Origin of the sequence: Streptomyces sp. SID3343 (assembly GCF_009865215.1) — a bacterium.
Classification (GTDB): Bacteria; Actinomycetota; Actinomycetes; order Streptomycetales; family Streptomycetaceae; genus Embleya.
Window position 1 is genome coordinate 50,375 of the sequence record NZ_WWJX01000336.1, and the last position, 23,860, is coordinate 74,234.

Genomic DNA, 23,860 nt, shown 5'->3' on the forward strand with positions numbered 1-23,860 from the left:
CGAGGGTAGCCCAGCCGCTACTTCGCTCCCGGTGCCCACTCCTTGGCGAAGGTCTCCATCTGCTTGAGGACTAGGTCGACGGCCTCCCGTTCCTCCTCGGGCGGGTAGTCGAACATGGCTAGTACCCGGCGGATGCGAGTGCGGAGCTTGGCGCGCACGGGCTCACGGGAGAGCCAATCGACCGAGAGGTTCTTCTTGATGTCGGCGACGAGTGCCCGCGCGATCTGGGCGAGCTTCTCGTCACCGCCCGCCATCAACTGGGCCATGTCACGGTGCGCGACCGCATCGTAGAAGGCCAGTTCGGCGTGATTGAGCGGCGGGTCGAAGCGCTCGCCGCGGCGGGCTTCCTCGGATACCTCACGGGCCATCGCCGCGAGTTCGGCGATGACCTGGGCGCTGGTGAGCTGCTGGAGCATGTAGCGCCGCATCAGGTCGTTCAGGCGTGCGGAGAAGCTCTCGTGCCGAACGACGTTGTGCTTGGTCACCTCGCGCATTTTCTTCTCGATCATGCGGCGGAGTGCCTCCGTGACCAGGTGCGGCGTCTCGGAGTTCTCCAGCTTGCGCAGCTGGGCCTCGTTGAGACGGGTGATGTCCAACCGGCCGAGGCCGGCCTCTTCGTAGAGGTCGGTGATCTTGTCCGCGTCGACAACCGAGGCGGCGAGCGCTTCGAGGTAGCGTTCTACCTCGGCAGTCAGGGGCCGGCCGGTCGCCTCCCGGTCAGCAGCATCGAACTTGACCATCCAGGCCCGAACCTCTTTGAAGAACGCGATGTCCCTTCGCCAGTCGGCCAGTTCCTCGCAACGCTCGGAGATTTCGCGGCTGGCCGCGCAGATGGCGTAGTAGCGGTCCAAGAGAGCTGCACTGTCCTTGAAACGAACGGAGAGCGGCCTCTCCTTGGGCCCGACCTTGTTCCCTGGGGTCCTGGGGTCTCGCAGATAGCTGGAGGTCAAACGCAAGGCGCGCTTGCGGTGCTGAGGCCGGCCGGTGTCGGCCAGCAACTCTTGCCAACGCGAGCCGACCAACAGGCCCTTGATGATGGCCAGTTCGTTCTTGACCTCGGTGATGGCCCGCTCGATGTCCGCGCCGAGCGTCCGGTCCTCGCGGTCTTGAGGCGAGTACTCGGCCAGCGCCTTGGTGAGGTTGTCCGTCAAGGGCGCGTAACCAACGAGGAGGCCGTCCTGCTTGCCGGCGAAACGCCGGTTCACGCGGGCGAGGGCCTGCATCAGGTTGGCGCCCCGCATCGGGCGGTCCATGTAAAGGGTGTGAATGGGCGGCGCGTCATAACCGGTGAGCAGCATCGAGTGCACGATAAGTAGTTCGAGCTGGTCGTCGGGATCCTTGGCTCGCGCCTGGATGACCTTCTGCTGCGACTTACGCAACGCGTGCTTACGGAGGTGAGGGAGATCCGTGCGCTCACTGTGAAAGACGATCTTCATCACGCCCTGGTCGACCTCGTTGCTCGTCCACTCGGGACGCCGCTCGGCCAACGCGTCGTAGATCCTGACGCAGATCTCCCGGGTGGCGCCCACGATCATCGCCTTGCCGGGGCCGCCGATATCCGGCTTTACCAGCTCCCGGCGCGTCTCCCAATGAGAAATCAGGTCGTCCGCGAGCGTTGCTATCCGGTCCGGCGCGCCATAGACCGTGTCCATGGTGGCGGAGTTCCGCACGGCGCGCCGGCGCTCGGCATCATCCATACCCTCGGTGAGCTTGTTGGCCTTTTCGTCAATATCGGCCGCGTCGACTCCGGGCGGCAGGGATACGTCGATGACCCGTGGCTCGTGGAAAACCCGGACGGTGGCCTCGTCGTCCACGGCGCGCTTGAGGTCGTAGATGTCGATGTACTCGCCGAACACCGCGCGGGTATCCGCGTCCTTCTTGGAGATCGGGGTGCCGGTGAAGGCGATGAGCGTGGCGTAGGGAAGGGCATCGCGCAGGTGACGGGCGTACCCGTTGAGGCTGTCGTAGTGCGAGCGGTGCGCCTCGTCGACGACGACCAGGATGTTGCGGCGGTCGGAGAGCCGCGGATGCTCGATGCCCGCGTCCTTCTCTTCCTTGGATATGCCGAACTTCTGCAAGGTCGTGAAGATGATCCCGCCGGTGCGGCGATTGAGCAGCTCGGTACGAAGCTGCTCGCGGGTCGTGACCTGAAGCGGCTCTTGTCCGAGGAGGGTCTGACTGTCCTGGAAGGTGTCGTACAACTGGTCATCCAGGTCGTTGCGATCGGTGACGACGACGATCGTGGGGTTGTTCAAGCCGGGATGGCGGGAGACCAGTGCAGAGGTCTCCACCATCTCCTCGGACTTGCCTGCGCCCTGCGTATGCCAGATCACGCCTGCCTGGCCATTGCTGTGCGACGCAGTGACGATCGCGTCCACGGCCTTGGTAACCGCGAAAAACTGGTGCGGCTTGGCGATGCGCTTGCCAGTGGGCGTGAAGTTGACAAAGTTGACGACGAGGGAGAGGAAGCGGGGATGGGTGAACAAACCGTGCAGCGCGAGGTTCAGCGCTTCCGGATCGTCGGTGTAGTCGGGCGCGGCGGTGTCAACTCGATCGCCGTCCTCATCCACGTTCCAGGGCGCGAAATGCTCGTACGGGGTGAAGACCGTGCCGTACTTCGCGGTGATGCCATCCGATACCAAGGCCAGCACGTTGTAGCGGAACGCAATCGGGAACTCGTCGACGTAGGTCCTGAGTTGCGCGTGCGCATCCTTCAGCGTCGCGCTCTCGGCGGCGGCACTCTTCAGCTCGATGACGGCGAGGGGCAGACCGTTGACGTACAGGACGATATCGAAGCGGCGGTGGCGGCCGTCGCTGTCCCTGACGGTGACCTGGTTTGCGGCGAGGTAGGAGTTCGCGTCGGCGTCGGTGAAGTCGACCAGGCGCACGGTGGGGGTCTGCTCAGCCCCGAAATCGTCGATGTAGGTGAAGCGGATGCCGGAGGTGAGGTGTGCGTGCGCCTGCTTATTTTCCGGGTATGCCTCGGTCGAGGTGGGATCAGTCGCGATCCGGAGGGCCTCGTAGACAGCAGCGGCGGGAAGCTCAGGGTTCAAGCGCTCGATGGCTGCCGTGAGCTGGTCGTGCAGGATCAGGTCGTCCCAGTTCTTGCGGCGCCCGGAGCCGGGGCCGATCGTCTTGCCTTCCTTCACCTCCCAAGCAAGCTCGGCGAGCTCATCCATGGCAAGGCTTTCCCAAACGGACTCGCTCATCTTGCCGTCGTACTCGGCGCTACCGTCATCGGTCATACCGCGTCCTCCACGATGCGCTCCGCTGCACGGACGCGAAGCTTGCCAGACATGAGTTGCGGGAGCAGGGTCTCGCGAAGAGCGGCAAGGGTGAGACTCTCTTGATCACGCTGATGTTTGAGTTCAAACAAGGGTCGAACTCTGTTAACGAACGTGCTCGCCTCGTGGGTCGCAGGCACTCTCAGACGCGTGGCTAGCGCATTGGTGCGATTCAGACCGGGGACAGCCGAGTCCGAGTTCATGCGCTCCAATTTGAGATCCTGAAGCGCAAAGTACATGTACTCCATTGGAATTTCCGACCTTTTCAATGAAACATAAAAGGTGGTATCAATGGGGAAAAAACTTTCCTGGGACCAGTAAATAGCCCCCACGGTTCCCTTTCGGCCTACGATCACCCCCGGGCCGGGTACCAGGATTTCATCATGCGAACCAGCGATCCCTCCACTTCCGTAAACCGGAACCGATCCTTGTTTGCGCTTTACGGAAGGAAGTGATTTACCGTACCTAAGATCGATTACACTGCCCAGTTCCGAGGTCTCTATAGCGGCCTTCGAAATAGACGCATATAGGGCCTGACAGACATCGATGGAGGCAGTGATGACTCGATCGTTCACCGCGATCTTGTCGTTCAGCGCCCCAAGTACGGCAGCGATATCCCTTTGTTCAGCCAATTCGGGAATCCTGATGGGCCACTTAGGAAGGTCGACGAGCGGGATTCTATCGACAGTCGCTCCGTGGATTTTTCGAGACCGGATTGTTTCCTGGAAAGACGGCGCCAGATAAGCAAAGAGCAGAAACTCGGGAATCACAACGTCTCGCTTCGGACGCAAGATACCCATTCGGCGCCCCAGACATGCCCTGATACCTCCCGGCATGAGGGCCGCATCGCCTAGACGGGTTTCATAGGAAAACAGAATGTCTCCTGACTCAGGAATGACCCGTCGAGTCCACCTGACAAACTCTTCTTCGGATACGTGCGCGGACTCGCTTAGGTCAAGCCTTCCCCGATCCAAACTGGAAATACTAAGAAACCAGGGACCTTCCTTCGTTTTCTTCGGTGTGGCGTGGGGCCCATCAAATACCTGGGCAATGTCACCGACCTGGTAGGTGCGCCACTCAGTCATTGATTCGTCCCAGCTGCTGGCGCACTCCAACGTCAAGCCGCGCAGACTCGTCCAGAAGGGCCAACAATTCCTTCGTCAGCCGCGAAATTTTTTCCTCCGTAGGCTCTGCTTCCGGATCGTACTCGACCTCCGCTGCCCCAACGTAGCGCCCGGGTGCAAGCACATGGTCGTGCTTCTCGATCTCTCCCAGTGTCGCGCTATAGCAGAATCCCGGCTCGTCCTCGTATGAAAGCCCCATATCCCTAGCGGACTTCGTCCCGCGCCACGCGTGGTACGTATCGGAGATCTTTGCCAAATCCTCGTTCGTGAGGACGCGCTCCGTGCGATCAACCATCGTGCCCATCGCCTGCGCGTCGATGAATAGCACCCGACTGCGCCGATCGTCCAACGCCTTCAAACCCTGGGGGGACTTATCCTTCGTTAGGAACCATAGGCATGCCGGAATCGCTGTCGTCCGAAACAAGTTTCCTGGCAGAGCCACCATGCACGCAACCAAGTCTGCCTCGATCAACGCAGCCCGGATCTCGCCCTCGCCCGACTGCTTCGACGACATGGAGCCGTTGGACAAGACGACGCCCGCGCTCCCCCGGTCGCCGAGCTTGGACACGATGTGCTGCAACCACGCGTAGTTGGCGTTCGACTGCGGCGGGACGCCGAACCGCCAGCGTCGGTCGTCCGTCCTCCGCGCCCAGTCGGACATATTGAACGGCGGGTTGGCCATCACGAAGTCGGCCTTGAGGTCTGGCAGCTTGTCATCCGCAAAGGTGTCGGCCCACCGCTCGCCGACGCCCTTCGGATCCATGCCGTGGATGGCGAGGTTCATCTTCGCCAGTCGCCACGTGCGCTCGTTGGCCTCCTGGCCGTACACGGCGATGTCGTGGGTGTGGTCCCGTCCACGCCGCTTGGCGACGAACTTGCCACTCTGGACAAACATGCCGCCGGAGCCGCAGGCCGGGTCGTACACCCGGCCCTCGTAGGGCTCCAGCACCTCCACCAGCAGTTTCACCACGCTCGCCGGCGTATAGAACTCTCCTGCGCGCTTGCCTTCCGCGCGGGCAAACATCTCCAGGAAGTACTCGTAGACCTCGCCGAGTACGTCCTGGGCGGGCTTGTCGCGGTGCCCGGTGAAGCGGGCATCGCTGATGAGGTCGACCAGTTCCTTCAAGCGCTTCTGGTCAACGTTGTCACGGTTGAAGATTTTCGGGAGAACGCCGGTGAGGTTCTTGTTGGCCTTCATCACATCATCCATGGCGTCGTCGAGGAGCTTTCCGACTCCGCCTTCCGCACTGCTCGCGTTCTCCGCGATGTAGTCCCAGCGGGCGGTGGCAGGCACCCAAAAGACGTTCCGCTCGGTGTACTCGTCCCGGTCCTCCAGGAACGGGGCGCGCCGATGTTCCGGCATCTCCGCGATCTCGGGGTCGGCAGCCAACTCCGCTTGACGTTCGGCGAACGCGTCGGAGACGTACTTCAGGAAGACCAGGCCGAGGACGAATTCCTTGTACTGAGCGGCGTCCATCGAACCGCGGAGCTTGTCCGCGGCCTTCCACAGGATGTCCTGGATGTCCTTGGTGCTGGAGACGCCGGGCAGTTCGCCCTGTCCGGCGGCGGCTCGCTTGCGCGGGGGCATTGTCTCTTCTTTCCGGTTACCGGCCGACGAAGGGTTGTCAGCGGTCAAGGGGCTTGCAGTACAAGGCATTGCGTTCAGCTACGACCGAGGGTCAGCGTCCCGTCCGCGAGGCCGGCAATGGTCAGTCGCCGAGCCTCGGCCAGCGCGTCGGTCTGCGCACGCAGCATCCTCTCCCGGCGCTCCGTCTCGGCCAACATCGCGTCGAAGCGCTCGACGTCGTCCGGGTCGAGGTCGGGAAGTTGGTACTCCTCGATGCGCCGAGCAGCACGAACCGCACCAGGGCTGCGGCCGGTGTTGCGCGCAGCCCCGAGTAGCGCGGCCAGGACCCGCGGGGTCAGCGGACGAGCGGCGTTGGGGTTGACCCGCAGAGCACGAGCCGGGAAGACGACGACACCAAATCCCTCATCGTCAACATGGAGGGCAAGTCGCGGCGCCAACGTGTACATGACATCCCCGGGCTCGGTGAGCGCCACGCGGTCATAAGCCGCAGCCAGCACCAAGCGATCCACCCGACGAGATCCGATGGAACTGCCACCGGTGATCTCCTCGGGCCCGAACACCGTGTGATGGCCGTCCTTCGTCACGTGCTGCTCGTTGACGCGATACCCCCGAAGCCTGGCAACCCTGCCTTCGGCGACCAGCGCACCCAGGGTGGTCCGCCGTGGCATCCGCCGACCGTCACGGCGCAAGACGCCACCCCAGTACGGGCCGTGCTCGTCCTCGTACGACCGGGCCTCGTTCGCCGCCCGCTCAAGACGCGCCTCGGCTTCGCCGATGAAGGCGGGGCGCTCGGTGACCGTACGCGACAGGATCGCGGAGGTAGGAGGCCCAAGCGGAGACAGCGGACCACCGAACGTGCGCTCCAAGTCGGCAATGTTCGCCGCACGCCCGAAGCGGGGATCGTGTCCGTCCAGATCACGAAAGCCCTCGGCGCGCCACAAGAGAACGTCCTCGGCCAGTCGTGCGCACACACCCTCGGTCAGCGGCTCGGCACTGATGTCGGCCAAGAGCACCTTGCCCTCCGTCGCCGAGACCGGACCACGGGTGAGAATCCACAGCGCCGACCGGTATCCGGGCCGGAAGGGCAACGCTCCACCGGGCAGGGCGATCACCGCCTCCACGACGTTTCCGCGCAGCAGCGCCGACCGCATGCGGGATTCCTCCGTACCTCGCAGAGCATCTACGAGGGCATCAGCAGGACCCAACACGAGAGCGGTCGCGCCCGGTCGGAGCAGATCCGCGATGCCCTCGACGTCCTCCAGCACACTGAGCACCGAGCGATACTCACCAGGTCGGTACGGGATCTGCGTGACGATGAGGTCCGGGTCCGCGAGCCGTTCCTCCAGATCGTGGCCGGTCTGTACGTCGAGCGAGAGCTCGTCGATACCCGCGAGCAACAGCCGCCGTCGAACGATCCGAGCCGGCCGTTCGTCCGGGTCGGCGGCCAGGGCGGTGATCTGTTCGCGGTCGTCGACCCCACGCAGCAGTCCGACGAGCAGGTCACCGATTCCCGCATGCGGATCGGCAATGGTGACGGAGCCTCCGTCCTCCAGGCGGACACCGAGATCGGCGAGCCGACCGATAAGCCCCTCAAGCTCGGGGGCCACCGCATCGGCGACGAGTGCGTCGAGGCCCAGTCGGGCGCGAGATGCGAGGAGCCACTCGTAGGCGCCGCGCTCGTCGTAGGCGGCCTCGACCAGGTCCTCGGCGAGCCGGACGAGCGGGGCCGCGCCGGCATCGACCGAGCGAAGTTCACGCAGGACGAACTCGTCCTCGGCATCGATGCGTTCCGCCCGATGCCGCACAGCGGCCCACAGCTTGCCGTCGTCATCCGCGGTCGCACCGCCGACGTCCGTCAGGGGGCGTCCGTCAAGCTTGCGCAGGCACAGCAGGCTCCCGACGACCTCGATCAGTTGCCCCGGGCTGTACTGCCCGGTCTGGGCCGCGAGGCCAAACAGAGTGATCTCGGCTCGGAGGTGGACGGGGTCGGCGTTGCCCAAGCCGGTGGAGATCAGCCATTCGATGACTTCTCTGCCATCAAAGAGCGGGCGGCCGAAGCCCTCCTCGACCGCGGCCGGAAAGTCCGTGTGCCGCCGACGCCAGTTGGAAACAACGGGACGTTGGACCTGCGCGAAAGTTGCGATCTCGGACATCGAGACGAGCGGGGTCGGCACGGACGACAGCGACGAGGACGATGGAACAGAATCCGACATATGGATCACAGTGCGTACTCCTCTCGCGCCTAACCCGCGGACTGGCGGTGGGGCACGCAGCGCGCCGCACTCCGCCTGCGGCTCGATTGCCTTCAGGGGCATCTCTCACCGGTGCCTAGACTCCTACGACGAACTACTTGATGTCTATATGACGTTTCGATAACCAGGGTTATCAAGATACAGAGCAAGCGATCATGGGTGCATCGAGCAGGCGGAACGACCACCGAGCCAAGCCCGGACAGCTACGCGGCGGCAAGTACAACGAACCTCTGGCCCGTCCTGATCCCGCATGGATCGGCCGGCCGGACGGCCCGCGCCGCCGTCGACGAACCACGCCCACGGTTGGGCATCCGTACCTGCCGGCAATCCGGCGCGAACGGCCTGCGCCAGTTCTCAAGTCCTGCGAGAGAGTTCGGCGAGCTCAAGCCACAGGTCGAGTTCCGGTGCCTCCGCCTTATAGGGGCGCTTGCCCTTGGGCCGGCTCGCTCCGTAGAGCTCGACGAGTTCGGTCGCCTTGCTGACCGTCATCCCTGGCAGATGGTGCTCGATCTCGTGCTCCCAAGCGTAGGGAGGCCTCGGATCATGAAGTTGCCTCAGCGGAAGCGCGCGACACGCGGCCCAGCAGATCAGCACGGGAGCGTACGGGATCAGGTGCCCGTGACCCTCGTGGCGCCTCTGCGGAAGCGCCGCCAAAGCCCCGCGAGCCGCTTGCCATGCCTCTACCGCCCGCATCACTCCCACGGGAGTCATCCGCTCATGGAACAGACTGCGATACACCGGAGACGACGGGTCGCCCCACAATTCGTCCAAGCCCTCGTCGGTAGCCGACAAGTGAGCTGCGTCCGGCTGTTGTTCGGTCGAAAGGCAGGCAAGCGCTCGGGTCATATCGGCCATGGACAAGCGCAGCCGGTGCGGCCCGGTCGTGATGCCCCGGCGGGGATCGAAGTCGCCGCGCTCCCAATCGCATCGCATGAGCCGGACGATGTTCGGGCACCGGATCAAACGGTCCTGGGCCGTGGACACGTTCACGTAAGAGTCCGCGTCGTCGTGGACGCGGCGCACGCGTTCCCGGTCGGGGCCACAAACGATTTCCAGTCGCAGGACGGAGCGGTCCAAGTGCTCGGAAGGCAAGTGGCCCACGCTGTTCGCGATGATCTTCAGCCGCTGGAACCCGTCGATGCACTCCAGCCCCATGATCCACAGCGCGTCGCTGAAACCGCGTGCTCCGGGATACGGCTCCACCGCGTCGGCTCCCAGCACGATGTGCCCCGCCGCCCCGAAGTCCCGAGGCCGCTCCCGCAACATCTCGGCGAGTCGACGGTTGGACTCGCTGTCGTGGAGATACCCCCGACGAGCCGAGAGCCGCCGAGCAGCGTCGACCGAGGCGGCAAGCGGCGCCAGTTGTGCCGCCGATACGTCCACGATCCAACCGTTGGAGAGCGGTGCGGCACGCAGCGGTCGAAGGCCGAATGCCTCCTCGACGCTTGGGAGGCGCTGAGCGGATTCGAGAATCGGGTTCACCGGTGCCCAACGAGTTCGGGCGTAAAGCGTGACGGCGCCCGACGCGCATCGAAGAGCCGTCCTTCGCCCATACCCCGTGCAACGACGATCTTGTAAGCGGACTACGGGGCGCGGTCCATCTCGGCGGCCGACGCCGACCGCACTCCCTCCGCGTGGCCAGGGGCTCCGCGCTGAGATGCGCGTGTCGCCTGTGCCGATCCGGACCCACAGGCCGTACGCCGCGTCCCTTCGAGCCTCGATCGGACGATCCGCATCGACGCGCTCGGTATCGCCAACTCCCTTGACGGGTACAGCAGTCCGGCCCCAGACTCCTCGTTGGTCGACCACCGGGGGGTGTGCTCATGAGGCCGTCAGCACCTGCTGACCTTCAAGAGGCGTACAACATGATCGGCCTGGAGTAGCCAGACATAGACATCGACGCTCTGGACGAGATGGCGGCGGCTTACTTCGCGTATGCCCAGGCCGCGGACCAGGAACGGCAAGCCGCCGACAGCGCGGCGGATTCCGTGGTAACCGAACAAGCCGGTGCGTCGATCGACGCGTTCGCCGACTACTGGACCCGGTTCTCGGGTGACCACCTCACCGGATTGGTGATGGCGTCGACTGCGGTCGGCAAGTCGTTGAGCGAGGCGGCCGACGCGGTGCGCTCGGTGATCAACATCGCCATCACCCAACTCGACTTGTTGTACGACAAGATCCAGGCGGGTCGCCAGGACGGCACTTGGCCCACGGATCCAGCCGAGTACCCCGGCTACTACAAGGTCGAGAACTGCCGAACTCCGATCCGGAACGCTTCGAAGGCTTGCCGCAGACCCTTCAGTACTGCCTCAACAAGCCGTTCACAGACGGTGGTCTCTGGGATCTGGAGTCCGCAGTTCCAGCGCTCCTCGCCGATCCGGAGCCGGAGAGCATGCCGTGAGGAATTACGGCGGGGGTGAGGAGTCCCCAGGCGCGCCCGTGCGGTTCTACGGCGGGGGCGACGGGTCCGATACGTCACCCGTCGCTGCCTCCAAAATCACTTCGCTCATGGGCTGACTCCAATGCCGTCCGACCACACCCACACCGGGCATCAATCCGGTCAACGGCGAACCGATGCGCCCGGGCCCCGGCACCAATTCGCGGCCGGCGTGGCGCCCACCCGGCCGCTCCGGGCACACCTGCGGCTCCGTCAACCGCGCTGCAGTCGCGGGCGGGCTTCTCCAAGCTCGTCCCCGGGGCCATGGAAACCAGCGCGAAGCGCCTCGACACGGCTTCCGCGGGGTTCACCACGGCACGGCAGGATCTCACGGCGAAGACCGCCCACTCCGGCGCTTTCGGACAGAGCCCGTACAGCAAAGATTTCAACGCGCACCTCGACCGACTCACCGAGGGGCATCTCAAGGCGACGGACAGCGCTCCTGCGGCTGTCTACAAGACCAGCACCAAGCTCAGGCTACGGGTCCGGGTCCGGGTCAGTGAGGTGTATACACGGGCCGGTCGCCTGTCATGGGATGCCAACATAGTCAGCGCCGACGGGACGGTCGTCGGACGCATGGAACGCACGTTCCTCAAGAACGCCGATGGGACCGTCTCGGTGAAGCACGAGAAGATCGTGATCGACAACAAAGATCTTCGAGGCACAGGCTTCGGGAAGGCGTTCAGCGATGACGCGGAATCCTGGTACCGATCGTCAGGCGTCGACCGGATCACGCTCCGGGCAGGCAAGGAAACCGGCGGCTACACGTGGGCGAAGGCCGGCTACGGATGGGCCGACGAAAAGTCGGCCGCAAGCATCATCAACCGGTTCAAGGCCAAGGTGCGCGAGAACAACTCTCCGCTGACACCGAGCGAACTCACCGAAGCGCGTGCCGTCATCGATCGAGCGAGTCGCTCCACGTTCGGCTCGCCGGATTATCCCTCGCCGAGCCACATAGCGGCGATCGGATCGAACGGATCCTCGGACTTCTTCGGCAAGCGAGTCCTCACTGGATCGTCATGGAACGGAGTAAAGCTCTTGTGACGGATCACCTCGACGATTTTGAACCGGCTCCCGGCGCCATCCACCCGCTCGTGCGTGCCCGGGCTCGGGAGATGCACGCCTGGATCGGCGAATTCGGTCGCCGATACTCCTTGGATGAGGACCCCACGGAGGTTGGTCCACTACAAGCGGCCGAATTCGACAACGCGACGAAGGCGATTGCCGCCAAATACTCGGAATACGACCGGAACTACAAAATTCGACATGTTCAGGCGGTGGTGAGTGCCAGGAAGGCGATCATCCTGCTGTTGCGTCGCCTGTCCGGGCGGTTGAGTGATGACGCGGAGGCGACTCTGTGGGTCGAACTCGCCGACGGTGGGCCGGCCGTGGCCGGGCCGCTCCTCGTCGATCGCATCACCGAGGAGCACGTCGAGCCGACCCCAGCCGAGCGGCTGCTTCTCGACGACATCCAAACCGATGCGGCCGGATTCGCCTCCGCCGCCGAGTTCACCATCGATCAGGACGACGTCGAGATTCTCTACTATTTCGACAACTGGTCGGAACGGCAGTACGAAGCGCCCATCGTGCTGGACGGCTTGGACGCCGCCCTCAGCGAGAAGGCCGCCGCGATCCCGGGTGTGCAGCTCATCGGCCGCGCCTGGCGGTCGCACGCCCAGCGTCACTCACGGCTCGACCCCACCTGGGTTTTCGTCGTCGTGATCGACCTGGCCTCCGATGCCCCCGACATCAGACGTCGGCTCGCCACCTTGCGCGACACCGGCCGCCCGTTCCCGTACCCCATCGAGGTCGTCGAAGAGGGGAAGGATCTGCCCTTTTATCAAACGGCCTCGCGCGCGAGAGCAAAACGTATCTGGCCGGAGGACCCCGTCCACAAGGGCATCACGTCCACCCATTGGCTCAACATGGACTGACGGGCGCTGAACACTCGTCGAGCCCGGCACCGCTGTCCGGCTGATATGCCTCGCCGAACTCTCGCTCGGCCGCCACTTCGAGAACTTTCGGCGTTGTCGAACGGCCTCGGGCCGTGGCGGCTGTCGCTCGGCGTGGTCGCGGTGCCCACTCCTGCTCGTGCTGCCGGTCCGGTTCGCCCCGACCCCGGCGGGGGCCGGTCGGCTGTCGGCGACGACCTTCCTCGTCGCGCGTCCGATCGCGGCCGTGCTCCGGATCGTCTTCGGCACGATCCCCGACCTGACGGGTGGTTACACCGTGGTGTTCCGGGTGCTGTTCGTGCCGACAGTGCTGGAGCCGGTGGTGTCCCTGCTGTTGGATGCCAGGCATGCCCGCGATGCCTGAGGAACCGTCATTGGCCGTGCTCCCGGCGTGCTTTCGTGACGTCCGGTACGTATACGCCCGGCACCCGCAGGCGGTTGCCGCGGGCGAGTTGTCCGCCGGGGCGAACTGTCAGCTGTACGCGTACGCCTACCTCGCCCACCACGGCCTGTACGTACCGCCGTTGCGCTCCTCCGAGCTGTGGGCCGACGACGACGCGACCGTCACGGTGAGCGTGGCCCGAACCGCGCCGCTCGATCTGCTCCTGTTCGACGGTGGACCGCGCCCCGGCCGCGACGAGGGCTACGCGGCGCACGTTGCGATCCACCTCGGCCCGGATCGAGTGCTGCACCTGTGCCGGGAGGTCGGCGTACCGGCGATCTGGGCCTACGCCGACTTCGCGGCCCGTCCGCGCTACGCGCGCCTGCTCGGGGTCAAGCGGTGCCGGCCGCGGTCGGGCGGACAACCGGCGGAACAGATCGGGCCGCACTCGTAGTTGAATTGCCACATGGCCGCCTCCGAGAGCACCGAGATCCCCGAGCCCGAAAACCCCCAGCCCACCACTCCCGCGCCCGCCCCCGCCTGGGAACGCCGCTACCGCGCGGCCCGGGTCAGCCTGCCGCGATGGGCCGACCACGCGCCCGCGAAGTCCGTGTTCGTGTCCAACGCCTCCGGGACCTACGAGGTCTACGCGTGGGACCGCGTCTCCGGCGAGCAACGCCAGGTCACCGACCGCCCCAACGGCACCGGGTCGGCGCGGATCAGCCCGGACGGGAAGTGGATCTGGTGGTTCGCGGACACCGACGGTGACGAGCTCGGCGTCTGGATGCGCCAGCCCTTTGCGGGCGGCCCCGACGAGGTCGCCGTCCCCGGGCTCGACCCGTCCTACCCGGCGGGCCTGGGCCTGGCCAACGACGGCACCGCGATCGTCGGGCGGATGACCGACGACGAGGGCTCCTCGATCCACGTCACGCGGCCCGGCTCGGCGCCCGTGACGGTGTACCGCCACGTCGAGTCGGCGTGGCTGTCCGCGCTGTCCGAGGACGGCGCCTACCTCGCGATCTCGCACAACGAGCACGGCGACGCGATGCACTCGTCGCTGCGCGTGCTGACCCTGGACGGCTCCCCCGTGGCCGACCTGCACGACGGCCCCGAGGGCGGCCCGCCCGACTCGGACCTGTCCTCGATGGGCTTCTCCCCGGTCGCCGGCGACCAGCGGATGTTGGTGATCCACCAGCGCCGGGGCCGCGACGAACCGATGGTGTGGGAGCCGCTGACGGGCACCGAGTCCGAGATCGACCTGGGCCTGCCGGGCGACGTCTCCGCCGACTGGTACCCGGACGGGCGCGCGCTGCTGATCGAGCACGACTTCCAGGGTCGTTCCGAGCTGTACCGCTACGACCTCACGGGCAAGGAACTCAGCCGGATCGAGACCCCGCCCGGCACGATCGGCAGCGCCGGCGCGCGTCCCGACGGCAGCGTCGAGTATCACTGGTCCAGCGGCGCGACGGCGTCGGAGCTGCGCTCGACCACCGGCGAGGTCGTGCTGACCCCGCCCGGCGAGCGCCCGCCCGGCTCGGTGGCGGTGTCCGACGCGTGGGTCGAGGGTCCGGGCGGCACGGTGCACGCGCTCGTGTCCAAGCCCGAGGGTGAGGGCCCGTTCCCGACCGTGTTCGAGATCCACGGCGGGCCCACCGCCCACGACGGCGACCACTTCGCGCCGGGCGTCGCGGCCTGGGTGGACCACGGCTTCGCGGTGGTGCGGGTCAACTACCGCGGCTCGACCGGCTACGGCAAGGACTGGACGGACGCGCTGCGCGTGCGGATCGGCCTGATCGAGTTGGAGGACATCGGCGCGGTGCGCGAGTGGGCGATCGAGTCCGGACTCGCCGACCCCGAGCGGCTCGTGCTCTCCGGCGGCTCGTGGGGCGGCTACCTGACCCTGCTCGGTCTGGGCGTCCAGCCCGATGCGTGGGCGCTGGGCCTGGCCGCGGTGCCGGTCGCGGACTACGTGACCGCGTACCACGACGAGATGGACGTACTGAAGGCGATGGACCGCACGCTGCTGGGGGGTTCGCCCGAAGAGGTACCCGAGCGCTGGGCGGCGTCCTCGCCGATCACCTACGTCGACCGGGTGCGCGTACCGGTGTACATCAGCGCCGGCGAGAACGACCCGCGCTGCCCGATCAGGCAGATCGAGAACTACGTCGAGCGGCTGGAGCAGCTCGACAAGCCGCACGAGGTGTATCGCTTCGACGCCGGGCACGGCTCGCTGGTCGTCGAGGAGCGCATCCGCCAGCTCCGCAAGGAGTTCGCGTTCGTGGACCGGGTGATCGGACTCCCGGTGCGCGACCCGGCGTAAGGCCGAGGGCGCCGGCGAGCAGGGCCCGTAGGGTGGCGAGGCCGGGGTGGACCGCGGAGTGCGGCGAAGTGACGGGGTCGAGGCCGGACCCGACCGTCAGGTCGTGACGCCCAACTCCGCGAGGACCTCGGCCTCGCGGGCCTCCTCGCGTTCCTCGGCCTCGCGCCGGACCACCCGCCACCACAGGAACACCGCGGCGCCCGCGAAGACGAACCACTGCGCGGTATAGCCCAGGTTCTGCCACGCGCGCCCGGACATCCCGCCGCCGGCGGCATCCTTGACCGGCGGCATCGGCGCGAGCGCGGCCGAATCGGCCGGCGGGGTCTGCGTGGTCAGCGCGACGAAGCCGTCGGTGAGCGGGTAGGGCACCACGTTGACGAGCTCGGCCGTACTGATCATCGAGATCTGCCCGGCCCTGAGGTCGGTGGCCCGGTCCGCGTCCGAGGTGTGCTCGGCCTCCGACCACTCCAGCCGACCGGTGACCGTGACCGGCCCCACCGGCGGCGCGGGCACGTTCGTCCCCGCGACCCACCCGCGGTTGACCACGACCGCCGCGCCACCGGGCACGATCAACGGGGTCACCACATAGGACCCGGTCCGCCCGTCGAGTCGACGCCCCGGCACGACCACCTGCCGCGCCGCATCGTAGCTCCCGGCCACCGTCACGGCCCGGCCGCGGTCGCCGGTCTCCACCTTGCCGCCGACGGGCACGAGTTCACCGAGCGGAACCGCGGGCGCCGCGGACACCTTCTCCCCGGTGTCACCCGACGCCTTGTGCTCGCCGTAACGGTGGAACTGCCACAGTCCGAGCGCCGCGCACACCGGCACCGCGACGAGCACGATCACATGGAAGACCAACCACCGGGGCTGGAGCAGGAACCGGTACACCCCCCAAAGGTAACCGTCCGCCGCCACGCACCGATCGCTCGGGTGCCGCCCCGCGCCCGTATCCCTCACCGGTCGACCGCACGCCACTCACCCGCCGTGAGCGGCCTCAGCGCCCCCGAACGCGGGCCCCGCCCCACCCACCGTGTCCGTGCCCGCCCCGTCTGCCCGCCCCGCCTGCACGCCTCGCCTCACGCGTGTCCCGCACGCGCGTCCCACCCGTTCACCCCACGCGCGGGTAGTCCCCCGTCCGATAGATGTCGGTCCGGTACAACGTGCCACCGCACGTCGGGGTCAGCCGCACCTTGGCCACGGTGAAGTCCCCCGACGCGAGGGTGTACCCGAGCGCCGGCTCCGGAGCCGGCGGCGCGTCCACCGCGCACGTACCGTCCTCGCGCGGCGCCTGTGGCTGCCACGCGAACTGGAACTCGTAGGTCTGGTCGTGCTTGAGCGTGATACCCGAAGCCGACGAAACCGGTTGCGGCAACGCGGTCGCGACATCGCCTCGTACGTGGTCGACCACCGAGACCTGCACCACGGGGTTGCCCGGCGGCGACGACACCACCACCACACCGGGGCCCGACACCGCACAGTCCTTCGCCGCGGCGTTGCGCAACTGGAGCACGCCGTACGCCAAGCCGTTCGCGCCCAAAGTCCCGATCCGGGCGTCCTCGCCTATCAGATCCGTCGTTTGACACGCGGGCGGCGGCGGGGGTGGCGGCGGCGCGGAGGACGCCGGCGGAGCCGACGTCGGCGGGGCGGTGACCGGCACCGTCGGCTGCGTCGACGCGGTGCTCTGGCCACTCGGCGACGTCGTCGGTGTGGGCGACGCCGTGGCTCCGGCGGTCGGCGACGCCGGGGGCCTGCTCGGCGGCACGCTCTGCCCGACGGCGCCGGCGCCCCCGACGGTGAGCCCGTCGTTGGTGGGTGCGGGACGGGCGTCGCCCTCCACGGGCTTGGTCGCGTTGGTCTGCCCGACGTTGCTCTCGGCCGTGTCGTCGGGTTGCGTCGCCGTACGCAGCATGGGGGCGGCGACGATCAGCGCCGCGGCCAGGCCGATCGCGCCCGTCGTCGTCGCCCGACGCCTGCGCCGCCGCGCCGGGACGGCCACCCGCAACCGATCCAGCGCGTCCGGCGCGGGTCGGACGTCGGCGACCGCCTCGTGCAGTCTCCGGCGCACCGCTTCCGCGAGGTCGTCGGGATCGGGACCGGAGGTCCTCGGGTCGTTCGTCACGGCGTCTCCATCCGGGCCCGGAGGGCTTCCAGTCCGCGTGAGGCGTACGCCTTCACCGAGCCGACCGACAGCCCGAGCAGATCGGCCACCTGAGCCTCTGTCAGGTCAGCGTAGTAACGCAGCACGATCACTTCTCGCTGCCGCCGTTGCAATTCGCGCAACGCCCGTACGAGTACGTCGCGTTCCAACACATGCCGTGAACCGTCCTCCGTGCTCGCCGATTCCGGCTCGGGTTTGGACAACAGGCGCATGCCCATGATCCGTCGCCTTAACGTCGACCGCGACAGGTTCACCACCGTCTGCCGCAGGTAGGCGAGCGTCTTGTCGGCCTCGCGCAGCCGGTGTCGGGCGGTGTGCACTCGTACGAACGCCTCCTGCACCACGTCCTCGCAGGAGTCCGTGTCGTCGAGCAGCAGGGAAGCCAAACGCAACAACGAACCATAGTGGGCGCGGTAGGTCTCGGTGAGCACGTCGATGGACACACCCGCATCAGAGGACACGGAAGCTCCCGAAACGCCCAGATCCAACGCGCCGACCACGGGCAACCGAACCGGGCGCATCACCGGTTCTGCCCTCACGACCATTTCTGCCACGACTGTTGGACACCCGACCCCCCGGGAAGGTTGTATACGCCTGCGATCCGGGGACGGTCGTCGGCTCATCCACACATCCGCCCACCGTAGTGGGCCTGGTGACGTGCAGTCAGCTACTCGCGTCCGGGAGGACGGGTGCACGAACGGCAGCCGGCGTCCCTCGTCGGAACACCGGCTGCCGCCGTGTCGTGCTTTGTACCGAAAAACGTTGTACACAAGGCCCGAAGGCGCCACGCACGCGGGCCTCAAGCGTCGTATCCGGGCCGAGAGGCGCTGTGCCCCGGGCCCGAAAATGTCGCGCTCAGTGCCCGAACGGCGTTGCGCTGGGCCTGTGGACGCGTCGCGCTCGACGTGAAGCGCTTCGCGCCCGATGTGCCCGGTACGAAGGCCGGTCGCCCTCGATGCCGAACGGGCGTCGCCCTCGATGCCGAACGGGCGTCGGTCTCGAGACCGAAGGAACATCGCCCTTGAGGCCGAAGGGGCGTCGCCGTCGAGGCCGAAGCGAAGCAGTGCTCGATGCCGAACGGGCGTCGCGCCTGAGGCCGCAGGAAATTCGTGCTCGGCGCCGAAAGGCTAGGCCCGCTCGCCCAGTTCGACCGCGACGACCTCCGCGATCTGCGCGGTGTTGAGCGCCGCGCCCTTGCGCAGGTTGTCACCGCACATGAACATGTCGAGCGCGAACGGGTCGTCCAGCGACTGGCGCACCCGACCGACCCAGGTCGGGTCGGTGCCGACCACGTCGGCCGGCGTGGGGAACTCGCCGTTCTCCGGGTCGTCGCACAGCACGACCCCGGGAGCGCCGGCGAGGATCTCGTGCGCCCGCTGCACGGACACCTCGTTCTCGAAGACGGCGTGTACTGACAGCGAGTGCGTGGTGATCACCGGGACGCGCACGCAGGTCGCGGAGACCTTCAGGTTCGGCAGGCTCAGGATCTTGCGCGACTCGTTGCGCACCTTGAGCTCCTCGGACGACCATCCGCCGTCCTTGAGCGAACCCGCCCACGGCACCACGTTGAGCGCGAGCGGCGCCGGGAACGGCCCGAAGTCGCCCACCGCGCGCCGCACGTCGCCGGGCTGCGTGCCCAGCGTCGAGCTGCCGGCGACCTTGGCGAGCTGCTCGCGCAGCGCGTCGACGCCGGGCTGACCGGCCCCGGAGGCGGCCTGGTAGGACGCGACGACGAGTTCCTTGAGGCCGAGCTCGGCGTGCAGCGCGCCCAGGGCCACGACCATGGTCAGCGTCGTGCAGTTCGGGTTGGCGATGATGCCGCGCGGACGCACGCGCGCCGCGGCGGCGTTGACCTCGGGCACCACGAGCGGAACCTCGGGGTCCATCCGGAACGCGCCGGAGTTGTCCACCGCGACCGCGCCCTTGGCCGCGGCGATCGGCGCCCAGTGCGCGGAGACCTCGTCGGGCACGTCGAACATCGCGACGTCGACGCCCTCGAAGCACTCCTCGCTCAGCGCGACGACCTCGACCTCCTCGCCGCGCACGACGAGCTTCTTGCCCGCCGAACGCGCCGACGCGATCAACCGGATCTCGCCCCACACGTCCTGCCGGTTCGACAGCAGTTCGAGCATCACCGTGCCGACGGCGCCCGTGGCGCCGACGACGGCCAGGGTGGGCTTGTCGTTGCGGGTCATCGACCGGTACCTCCGTAGACGACGGCTTCGCCGGACAGGTCGTCCAGGCCGAACGCGGTGTGCACGGCCTGTACTGCGGCCGGAACGCCATCGGCGCGGCAGACCACCGAGATCCGGATCTCCGACGTGGAGATCAGCTCGATGTTCACCCCCGCGCTGTTGAGCGACTCGAAGAACTTGGCCGTCACGCCCGGGTGCGAGCGCATGCCGGCGCCGACGAGCGAGATCTTCCCGATCTGGTCGTCGTAGCGCAGCGACTCGAAGCCGATCTCGGACTGGGACTTGGTGAGAGCCTCCATGGCGCTCTGACCGTCCGCCATGGGCAGCGTGAACGAGATGTCGGTGCGGCCCGTGGAGGCCGCGGAGACGTTCTGCACGATCATGTCGATGTTGATCTCGGCGTCCGCCAGCACGCGGAAGATCTTCGCGGCCTCGCCCGGCTTGTCCGGGACCCCCACCACCGTGATCTTCGCTTCGCTGGTGTCGTGGGCGACCCCGGAGATGATCGCGTGCTCCATGTCGTCCCCTTCGGGTACATCCGTCACCCAAGTGCCGACGTGTCCCGAGAAGGACGACCGTACGTGCACGGGCATGTCGTAGCGCCGCGCGTATTCCACGCACCGCAGGTGCAACACCTTGGAACCGCTCGCGGCCAGCTCCAGCATCTCCTGGTAGCTGATCCGGTCGATCTTCCGGGCCTTCTTCACCACACGGGGGTCGGCGGTGAAGATGCCGTCCACGTCCGTGTAGATCTCGCAGACCTCGGCCTCCAGGGCCGCCGCGAGCGCGACGGCGGTGGTGTCCGAGCCGCCGCGGCCGAGCGTGGTGATGTCCTTGGTGTCCTGGGACACGCCCTGGAACCCCGCCACGATCGCGATCGCGCCCTCGTCGAGGGCGGAGCGGATCCGACCGGGCGTCACATCGATGATGCGCGCTTTGTTGTGGACCGCGTCGGTGATCACACCGGCTTGGCTGCCGGTGAACGACCGTGCGTCGACGCCCAGGTTTTTGATCGCCATCGCCAACAGCGCCATCGACATCCGCTCACCCGCGGTGAGCAGCATGTCGAGCTCGCGCCCGGAAGGGATGGGACTCACCTGCTGCGCCAGATCGATCAGCTCGTCCGTCGTGTCGCCCATCGCGGACACCACCACGACCACTTCGTGGCCCTGCTTCTTGGTGTCGACGATTCGCTTGGCCACGCGCTTGATGCCTTCGGCATCGGCGACGGAGGAGCCGCCGTACTTTTGCACGACAAGGCCCACGTGCGCTCCTCGCTTCGTATCTGTGCGGAAGGCACAGTCTAACTAGGGCAGAGAGTGGTCAAAGCTTTATTCACATTGTGAGATGTATGTATCACTAAGCGGGCAGTCGGAACCGAACGCCCATGTCGGGACGGCGGAGCACGGTGCCGGGCGGGGGGCGGGGGCTTCTCCCGGTGCCGCGTGCAGCGTTTTCTTGGTGCGGCGTACGGCACTTGCTTTGGTGCCGCGTGCAGCGTTGTCTGGCTGCCGCGTACGGCGTTGTCTCGGTGCGGCGTACGGCGTTGCCCTGGTGCCGCGTACCGCGTTGTCTCGGTGCCGCGTTGTCTCGGTGCCGCGTACGGCGTTCCTCGTCCGGCGCGAAGCGTTTCGAATCGGGCCGGCCGCCAAGCGTTCTTCCGGGCCGGCGCGCCGTGGTTCCGGGCAGTCGGTGCGATGGCCCGGACCGCGTTCGGGCCGGCCCGAACCTCAGGTGTGGGGGCCGCCGAGCACCACGGCGTCGTCGAGTTGCTCGGCGAGCTCCTCGACCAACTCGTCGGCCAAGGCGCGTCCGGCCGGATCCTGGCTCTCCATGATCGGATCGTCCAGGCGCGCGTGCGACACCACGGACTGCAACGCCCGCAGTACGGCACTGGCCGTCGCACCCCAGTTGGACAGATACGAGAACTGCCACCACCACAGCGCCTCGTGTGCCCGTCCGGCCCGATGATGCGCGAGCCCGTGCGCGAGGTCGGCCACGACGTCGGCGACATCGTCGGACAGGCGCGCGGCGACGGGTTTGGATTTGGGCACATACGGGTCGAAGACCTCGTAGTAGACGTCGATCGGCTCCAGCAGGCGCGACAGCGCGGAACGCAGCGCGTCGACGTCCGGATCGGGACCCGAGTCGGGCTCGAAACGGTCGTCCGGCACGACGTCGGCGATCGCACCGAGCCGGCCGCCCGCGAGCATGAGTTGCGAGACCTCCAGGAGCAGCATCGATACCGCCTGCTCCGGCTCCTCACCCTTGGCCACCTCGGTGACCGCGAGCACGAAGCTGTCGATCTGGTCGGCGATCTCGGCGGTGAATTCGTTCAGGTCGTCAGACATCGAGCAGTCGTCTCCCCTCGAAGGCACGCCCGAGCGTGACCTCGTCGGCGTACTCCAGGTCTCCCCCGACCGGCAGGCCACTCGCCAATCGGGTCACCCGCAGACCCATCGGCTTGCACAGGCGCGCCAGATATGTAGCGGTCGCCTCTCCTTCCAGGTTCGGGTCGGTGGCCAGGATCAACTCGGTCACCGAACCGTCCGCCAGCCGGACCATCAGCTCACGGATCCGCAGGTCGTCCGGTCCCACGCCCTCGATCGGGCTGATCGCCCCGCCGAGTACGTGATAGCGGCCGCGGAACTCGCGCGTCTTCTCGATCGCCACGACATCCTTGGACTCCTCGACCACACAGATGACCGCGACGTCCCGCCGCGGATCGAGGCAGATTCGACACTGCTCCGATTCCGCCACGTTGCCGCATGTGACACAGAATCGCACCTTGTCCTTGACCTCGGTGAGGGCGTGCACGAGGCGCCGGACGTCGGCGGGGTCGGCCGCCAGCAGGTGGAAGGCGATGCGCTGCGCGCTCTTCGGCCCTACACCGGGCAGTCGGCCCAGCTCGTCGATGAGGTCCTGTACGACGCCTTCGTACACCTACCGTCTCCCTGTTCGTTCGGTGCGGGTGCGCATGTCTTCGGGTCGGGTGTGCATTGTTTCGTGTCGGTGGGCATCGCCTCTGTGCGGGGTGTGCCGGGTGCGGGGTGGGCGGGTGTGGGGGCGCGCTCCGGTCTGTCGGTCTGCTGGTCTGCGGCCTGCGGTCTGTCGGTGTTCCGGCGCCCGCGATTCCAGCTTCGCCGCGATTCCGGTGTTCCGGATGTTCCGGTGTTTTGGATGTTCCGGATGTTCCGGATGTTCCGGATGTTCCGGTAATCCGGTGTTCCGGGCGACGGTGGGGCGATGGCTCACATGCCGGGCAGCCCCAACGGGCCGCCGCCACCCATGCCCTGCGCCAGCGGGCCCATGAGCTGGGACTGCATCTCCAAGGCGGCGCGGTTGGCGTCGCGCACCGCGGCGACGATGAGATCGCCGAGGGTCTCCGTATCCTCAGGATCCACTGCCGACGGCGAGATCTCCAGAGCCAACAGCTCGCCGGCCCCGGACACGGTCGCGGTGACCAGGCCGCCACCGGCGCTTCCGGTCACCTGGGTGCGCGCGAGTTCGTCCTGCGCCGCCATGAGGTCCTGCTGCATCTTCTGCGCCTGCTGCAGCAACTGCTGCATGTCGGGCTGGCCACCACCGGGAAACACCTGGACACCCTTCGTCGCTCGGACACGGCTTCACACCGCCTCGGGAAGTACGCGCGAACGCGCCCGTCCTGCGGTCGAGCCTACGGCTCCGAGTGGGGCCGATGCGCGGCGCGGGCCGGCCGAACACGTCGGCCGGGGCCGCTCACGTGGTCGGCGACTCGTCGATGATCGTCGCGCCCAGCTCTCGGGCCAGAAGCTCGTGCGTGGACATCCCACCGTCGTCGGCGAGGTCTTCGTCGTCGTAGCGGCCGAAGTCCTCGGGGAAGCCGGGGTCGGTGACCTGGCGCGAGGCGGAGTGGGCGGGCGGAGCGGGCTCGGGGGGGCGCGGGGTCGATTGCGACGGTTGTGGTGGCTGTGGTGGTTGGGGGCGCGTCTGTTGCGACTGCGGCGACTGCTGCTGCGGGCGCGGGTGTTGCGGGTGCGGGTGCGTTTGGTGTGTCGGTTGCGCCGGGGGTTGGTGGCCCTGTGCGTAGGCGGGCGGCTCCTGCGGCGGCAGCGGTGCGGCTGCTCCGGGCCAGGCTCCGGGGGCCGGCGCGGGCGCTGCGGCGGGCTGTGCGGACTGGGTCGGCGGC

General features: G+C 67.3%; 19 protein-coding genes and 1 pseudogene. 6 read left to right on the forward strand and 14 right to left on the reverse strand.

Features of this window, described 5'->3' with window-relative positions:
• Positions 1 to 17: 17 nt before the first annotated feature.
• The 5 genes from GT354_RS11265 to GT354_RS11285 form a co-directional block, all read right to left on the reverse strand.
• Complete coding sequence (locus GT354_RS11265; RefSeq protein ID WP_161356136.1) at positions 18 to 3,245, reverse strand: type I restriction endonuclease subunit R; 3,228 nt, start codon at positions 3,243 to 3,245, stop codon at positions 18 to 20.
• Positions 3,242 to 4,369 carry a restriction endonuclease subunit S gene (locus GT354_RS11270; RefSeq protein WP_161356137.1) on the reverse strand — a complete coding sequence of 376 codons (1,128 nt, stop codon included), beginning with the start codon at positions 4,367 to 4,369 and terminating at the stop codon, positions 3,242 to 3,244. Before GT354_RS11270 ends, GT354_RS11265 begins: the two co-directional genes overlap by 4 nt.
• The gene (locus GT354_RS11275; RefSeq protein ID WP_161356158.1) at positions 4,362 to 5,996 is read right to left on the reverse strand and encodes a class I SAM-dependent DNA methyltransferase; all 1,635 of its coding nucleotides are present in this window, start codon (positions 5,994 to 5,996) and stop codon (positions 4,362 to 4,364) included. The genes GT354_RS11270 and GT354_RS11275 overlap by 8 nt, the downstream gene beginning before the upstream one ends.
• A 74-nt stretch (positions 5,997 to 6,070) precedes the next feature.
• On the reverse strand, positions 6,071 to 8,149 hold the full coding sequence (locus GT354_RS11280) for a hypothetical protein (protein WP_161356138.1): 2,079 nt from the start codon (positions 8,147 to 8,149) through the stop codon (positions 6,071 to 6,073).
• 453 nt (positions 8,150 to 8,602) lie between these two features.
• Entirely contained in the window at positions 8,603 to 9,631 is a 1,029-nt protein-coding gene (locus GT354_RS11285) for a hypothetical protein (protein WP_161356139.1), read from the reverse strand.
• A 530-nt stretch (positions 9,632 to 10,161) separates the two neighbouring features.
• On the opposite strand from GT354_RS11285, the gene GT354_RS11290 reads away from it, so the two are divergent.
• The 6 genes from GT354_RS11290 (at position 10,162) to GT354_RS11315 (ending at position 15,339) form a co-directional block, all read left to right on the forward strand.
• A complete protein-coding gene (locus GT354_RS11290) occupies positions 10,162 to 10,668 on the forward strand; it encodes a hypothetical protein (protein ID WP_161356140.1) in 507 nt (168 codons plus the stop codon).
• 281 nt (positions 10,669 to 10,949) lie between these two features.
• Positions 10,950 to 11,729 carry a hypothetical protein gene (locus tag GT354_RS11295; RefSeq protein WP_161356141.1) on the forward strand — a complete coding sequence of 260 codons (780 nt, stop codon included), beginning with the start codon at positions 10,950 to 10,952 and terminating at the stop codon, positions 11,727 to 11,729.
• Positions 11,726 to 12,619 carry a hypothetical protein gene (locus tag GT354_RS11300; RefSeq protein WP_161356142.1) on the forward strand — a complete coding sequence of 298 codons (894 nt, stop codon included), beginning with the start codon at positions 11,726 to 11,728 and terminating at the stop codon, positions 12,617 to 12,619. Before GT354_RS11295 ends, GT354_RS11300 begins: the two co-directional genes overlap by 4 nt.
• Positions 12,620 to 12,776: 157 nt before the next feature.
• Positions 12,777 to 13,001, forward strand: a complete 225-nt coding sequence (locus tag GT354_RS11305) for a hypothetical protein (RefSeq protein WP_161356143.1) — start codon at positions 12,777 to 12,779, stop codon at positions 12,999 to 13,001.
• Entirely contained in the window at positions 12,994 to 13,473 is a 480-nt protein-coding gene (locus GT354_RS11310) for a cell wall hydrolase (RefSeq protein ID WP_161356159.1), read from the forward strand. The genes GT354_RS11305 and GT354_RS11310 overlap by 8 nt, the downstream gene beginning before the upstream one ends.
• Before the next feature lie 12 nt (positions 13,474 to 13,485).
• Complete coding sequence (locus tag GT354_RS11315) at positions 13,486 to 15,339, forward strand: prolyl oligopeptidase family serine peptidase (RefSeq protein WP_161356144.1); 1,854 nt, start codon at positions 13,486 to 13,488, stop codon at positions 15,337 to 15,339.
• 96 nt (positions 15,340 to 15,435) lie between these two features.
• Here GT354_RS11315 and GT354_RS11320 read toward each other — a convergent pair whose 3' ends face one another.
• The 9 genes and pseudogenes from GT354_RS11320 to GT354_RS11360 form a co-directional block, all read right to left on the reverse strand.
• Positions 15,436 to 16,227, reverse strand: coding sequence for an SURF1 family protein (locus tag GT354_RS11320; RefSeq protein ID WP_161356145.1), 792 nt, complete (start codon positions 16,225 to 16,227; stop codon positions 15,436 to 15,438).
• Positions 16,228 to 16,447: 220 nt separating this feature from the next.
• Positions 16,448 to 17,458, reverse strand: coding sequence for a hypothetical protein (locus GT354_RS11325; protein ID WP_161356146.1), 1,011 nt, complete (start codon positions 17,456 to 17,458; stop codon positions 16,448 to 16,450).
• The gene (locus GT354_RS11330; RefSeq protein ID WP_161356147.1) at positions 17,455 to 18,042 is read right to left on the reverse strand and encodes a SigE family RNA polymerase sigma factor; all 588 of its coding nucleotides are present in this window, start codon (positions 18,040 to 18,042) and stop codon (positions 17,455 to 17,457) included. Before GT354_RS11330 ends, GT354_RS11325 begins: the two co-directional genes overlap by 4 nt.
• Positions 18,043 to 18,624: 582 nt before the next feature.
• On the reverse strand, positions 18,625 to 19,692 hold the full coding sequence (locus GT354_RS11335; RefSeq protein WP_161356148.1) for an aspartate-semialdehyde dehydrogenase: 1,068 nt from the start codon (positions 19,690 to 19,692) through the stop codon (positions 18,625 to 18,627).
• A complete protein-coding gene (locus GT354_RS11340) occupies positions 19,689 to 20,957 on the reverse strand; it encodes an aspartate kinase (RefSeq protein WP_161356149.1) in 1,269 nt (422 codons plus the stop codon). The genes GT354_RS11335 and GT354_RS11340 overlap by 4 nt, the downstream gene beginning before the upstream one ends.
• Positions 20,958 to 21,422: 465 nt before the next feature.
• On the reverse strand, positions 21,423 to 22,043 hold the full coding sequence (locus tag GT354_RS11345; protein ID WP_161356150.1) for a DUF5063 domain-containing protein: 621 nt from the start codon (positions 22,041 to 22,043) through the stop codon (positions 21,423 to 21,425).
• Positions 22,036 to 22,635 carry a recombination mediator RecR gene (gene recR / locus GT354_RS11350; protein ID WP_161356151.1) on the reverse strand — a complete coding sequence of 200 codons (600 nt, stop codon included), beginning with the start codon at positions 22,633 to 22,635 and terminating at the stop codon, positions 22,036 to 22,038. The genes GT354_RS11345 and recR overlap by 8 nt, the downstream gene beginning before the upstream one ends.
• Positions 22,636 to 22,943: 308 nt before the next feature.
• Complete coding sequence (locus tag GT354_RS11355; protein ID WP_020554881.1) at positions 22,944 to 23,288, reverse strand: YbaB/EbfC family nucleoid-associated protein; 345 nt, start codon at positions 23,286 to 23,288, stop codon at positions 22,944 to 22,946.
• A gap of 142 nt (positions 23,289 to 23,430) precedes the next feature.
• Positions 23,431 to 23,860 (reverse strand): annotated as a pseudogene (locus GT354_RS11360) (hypothetical protein); the annotation flags it as partial.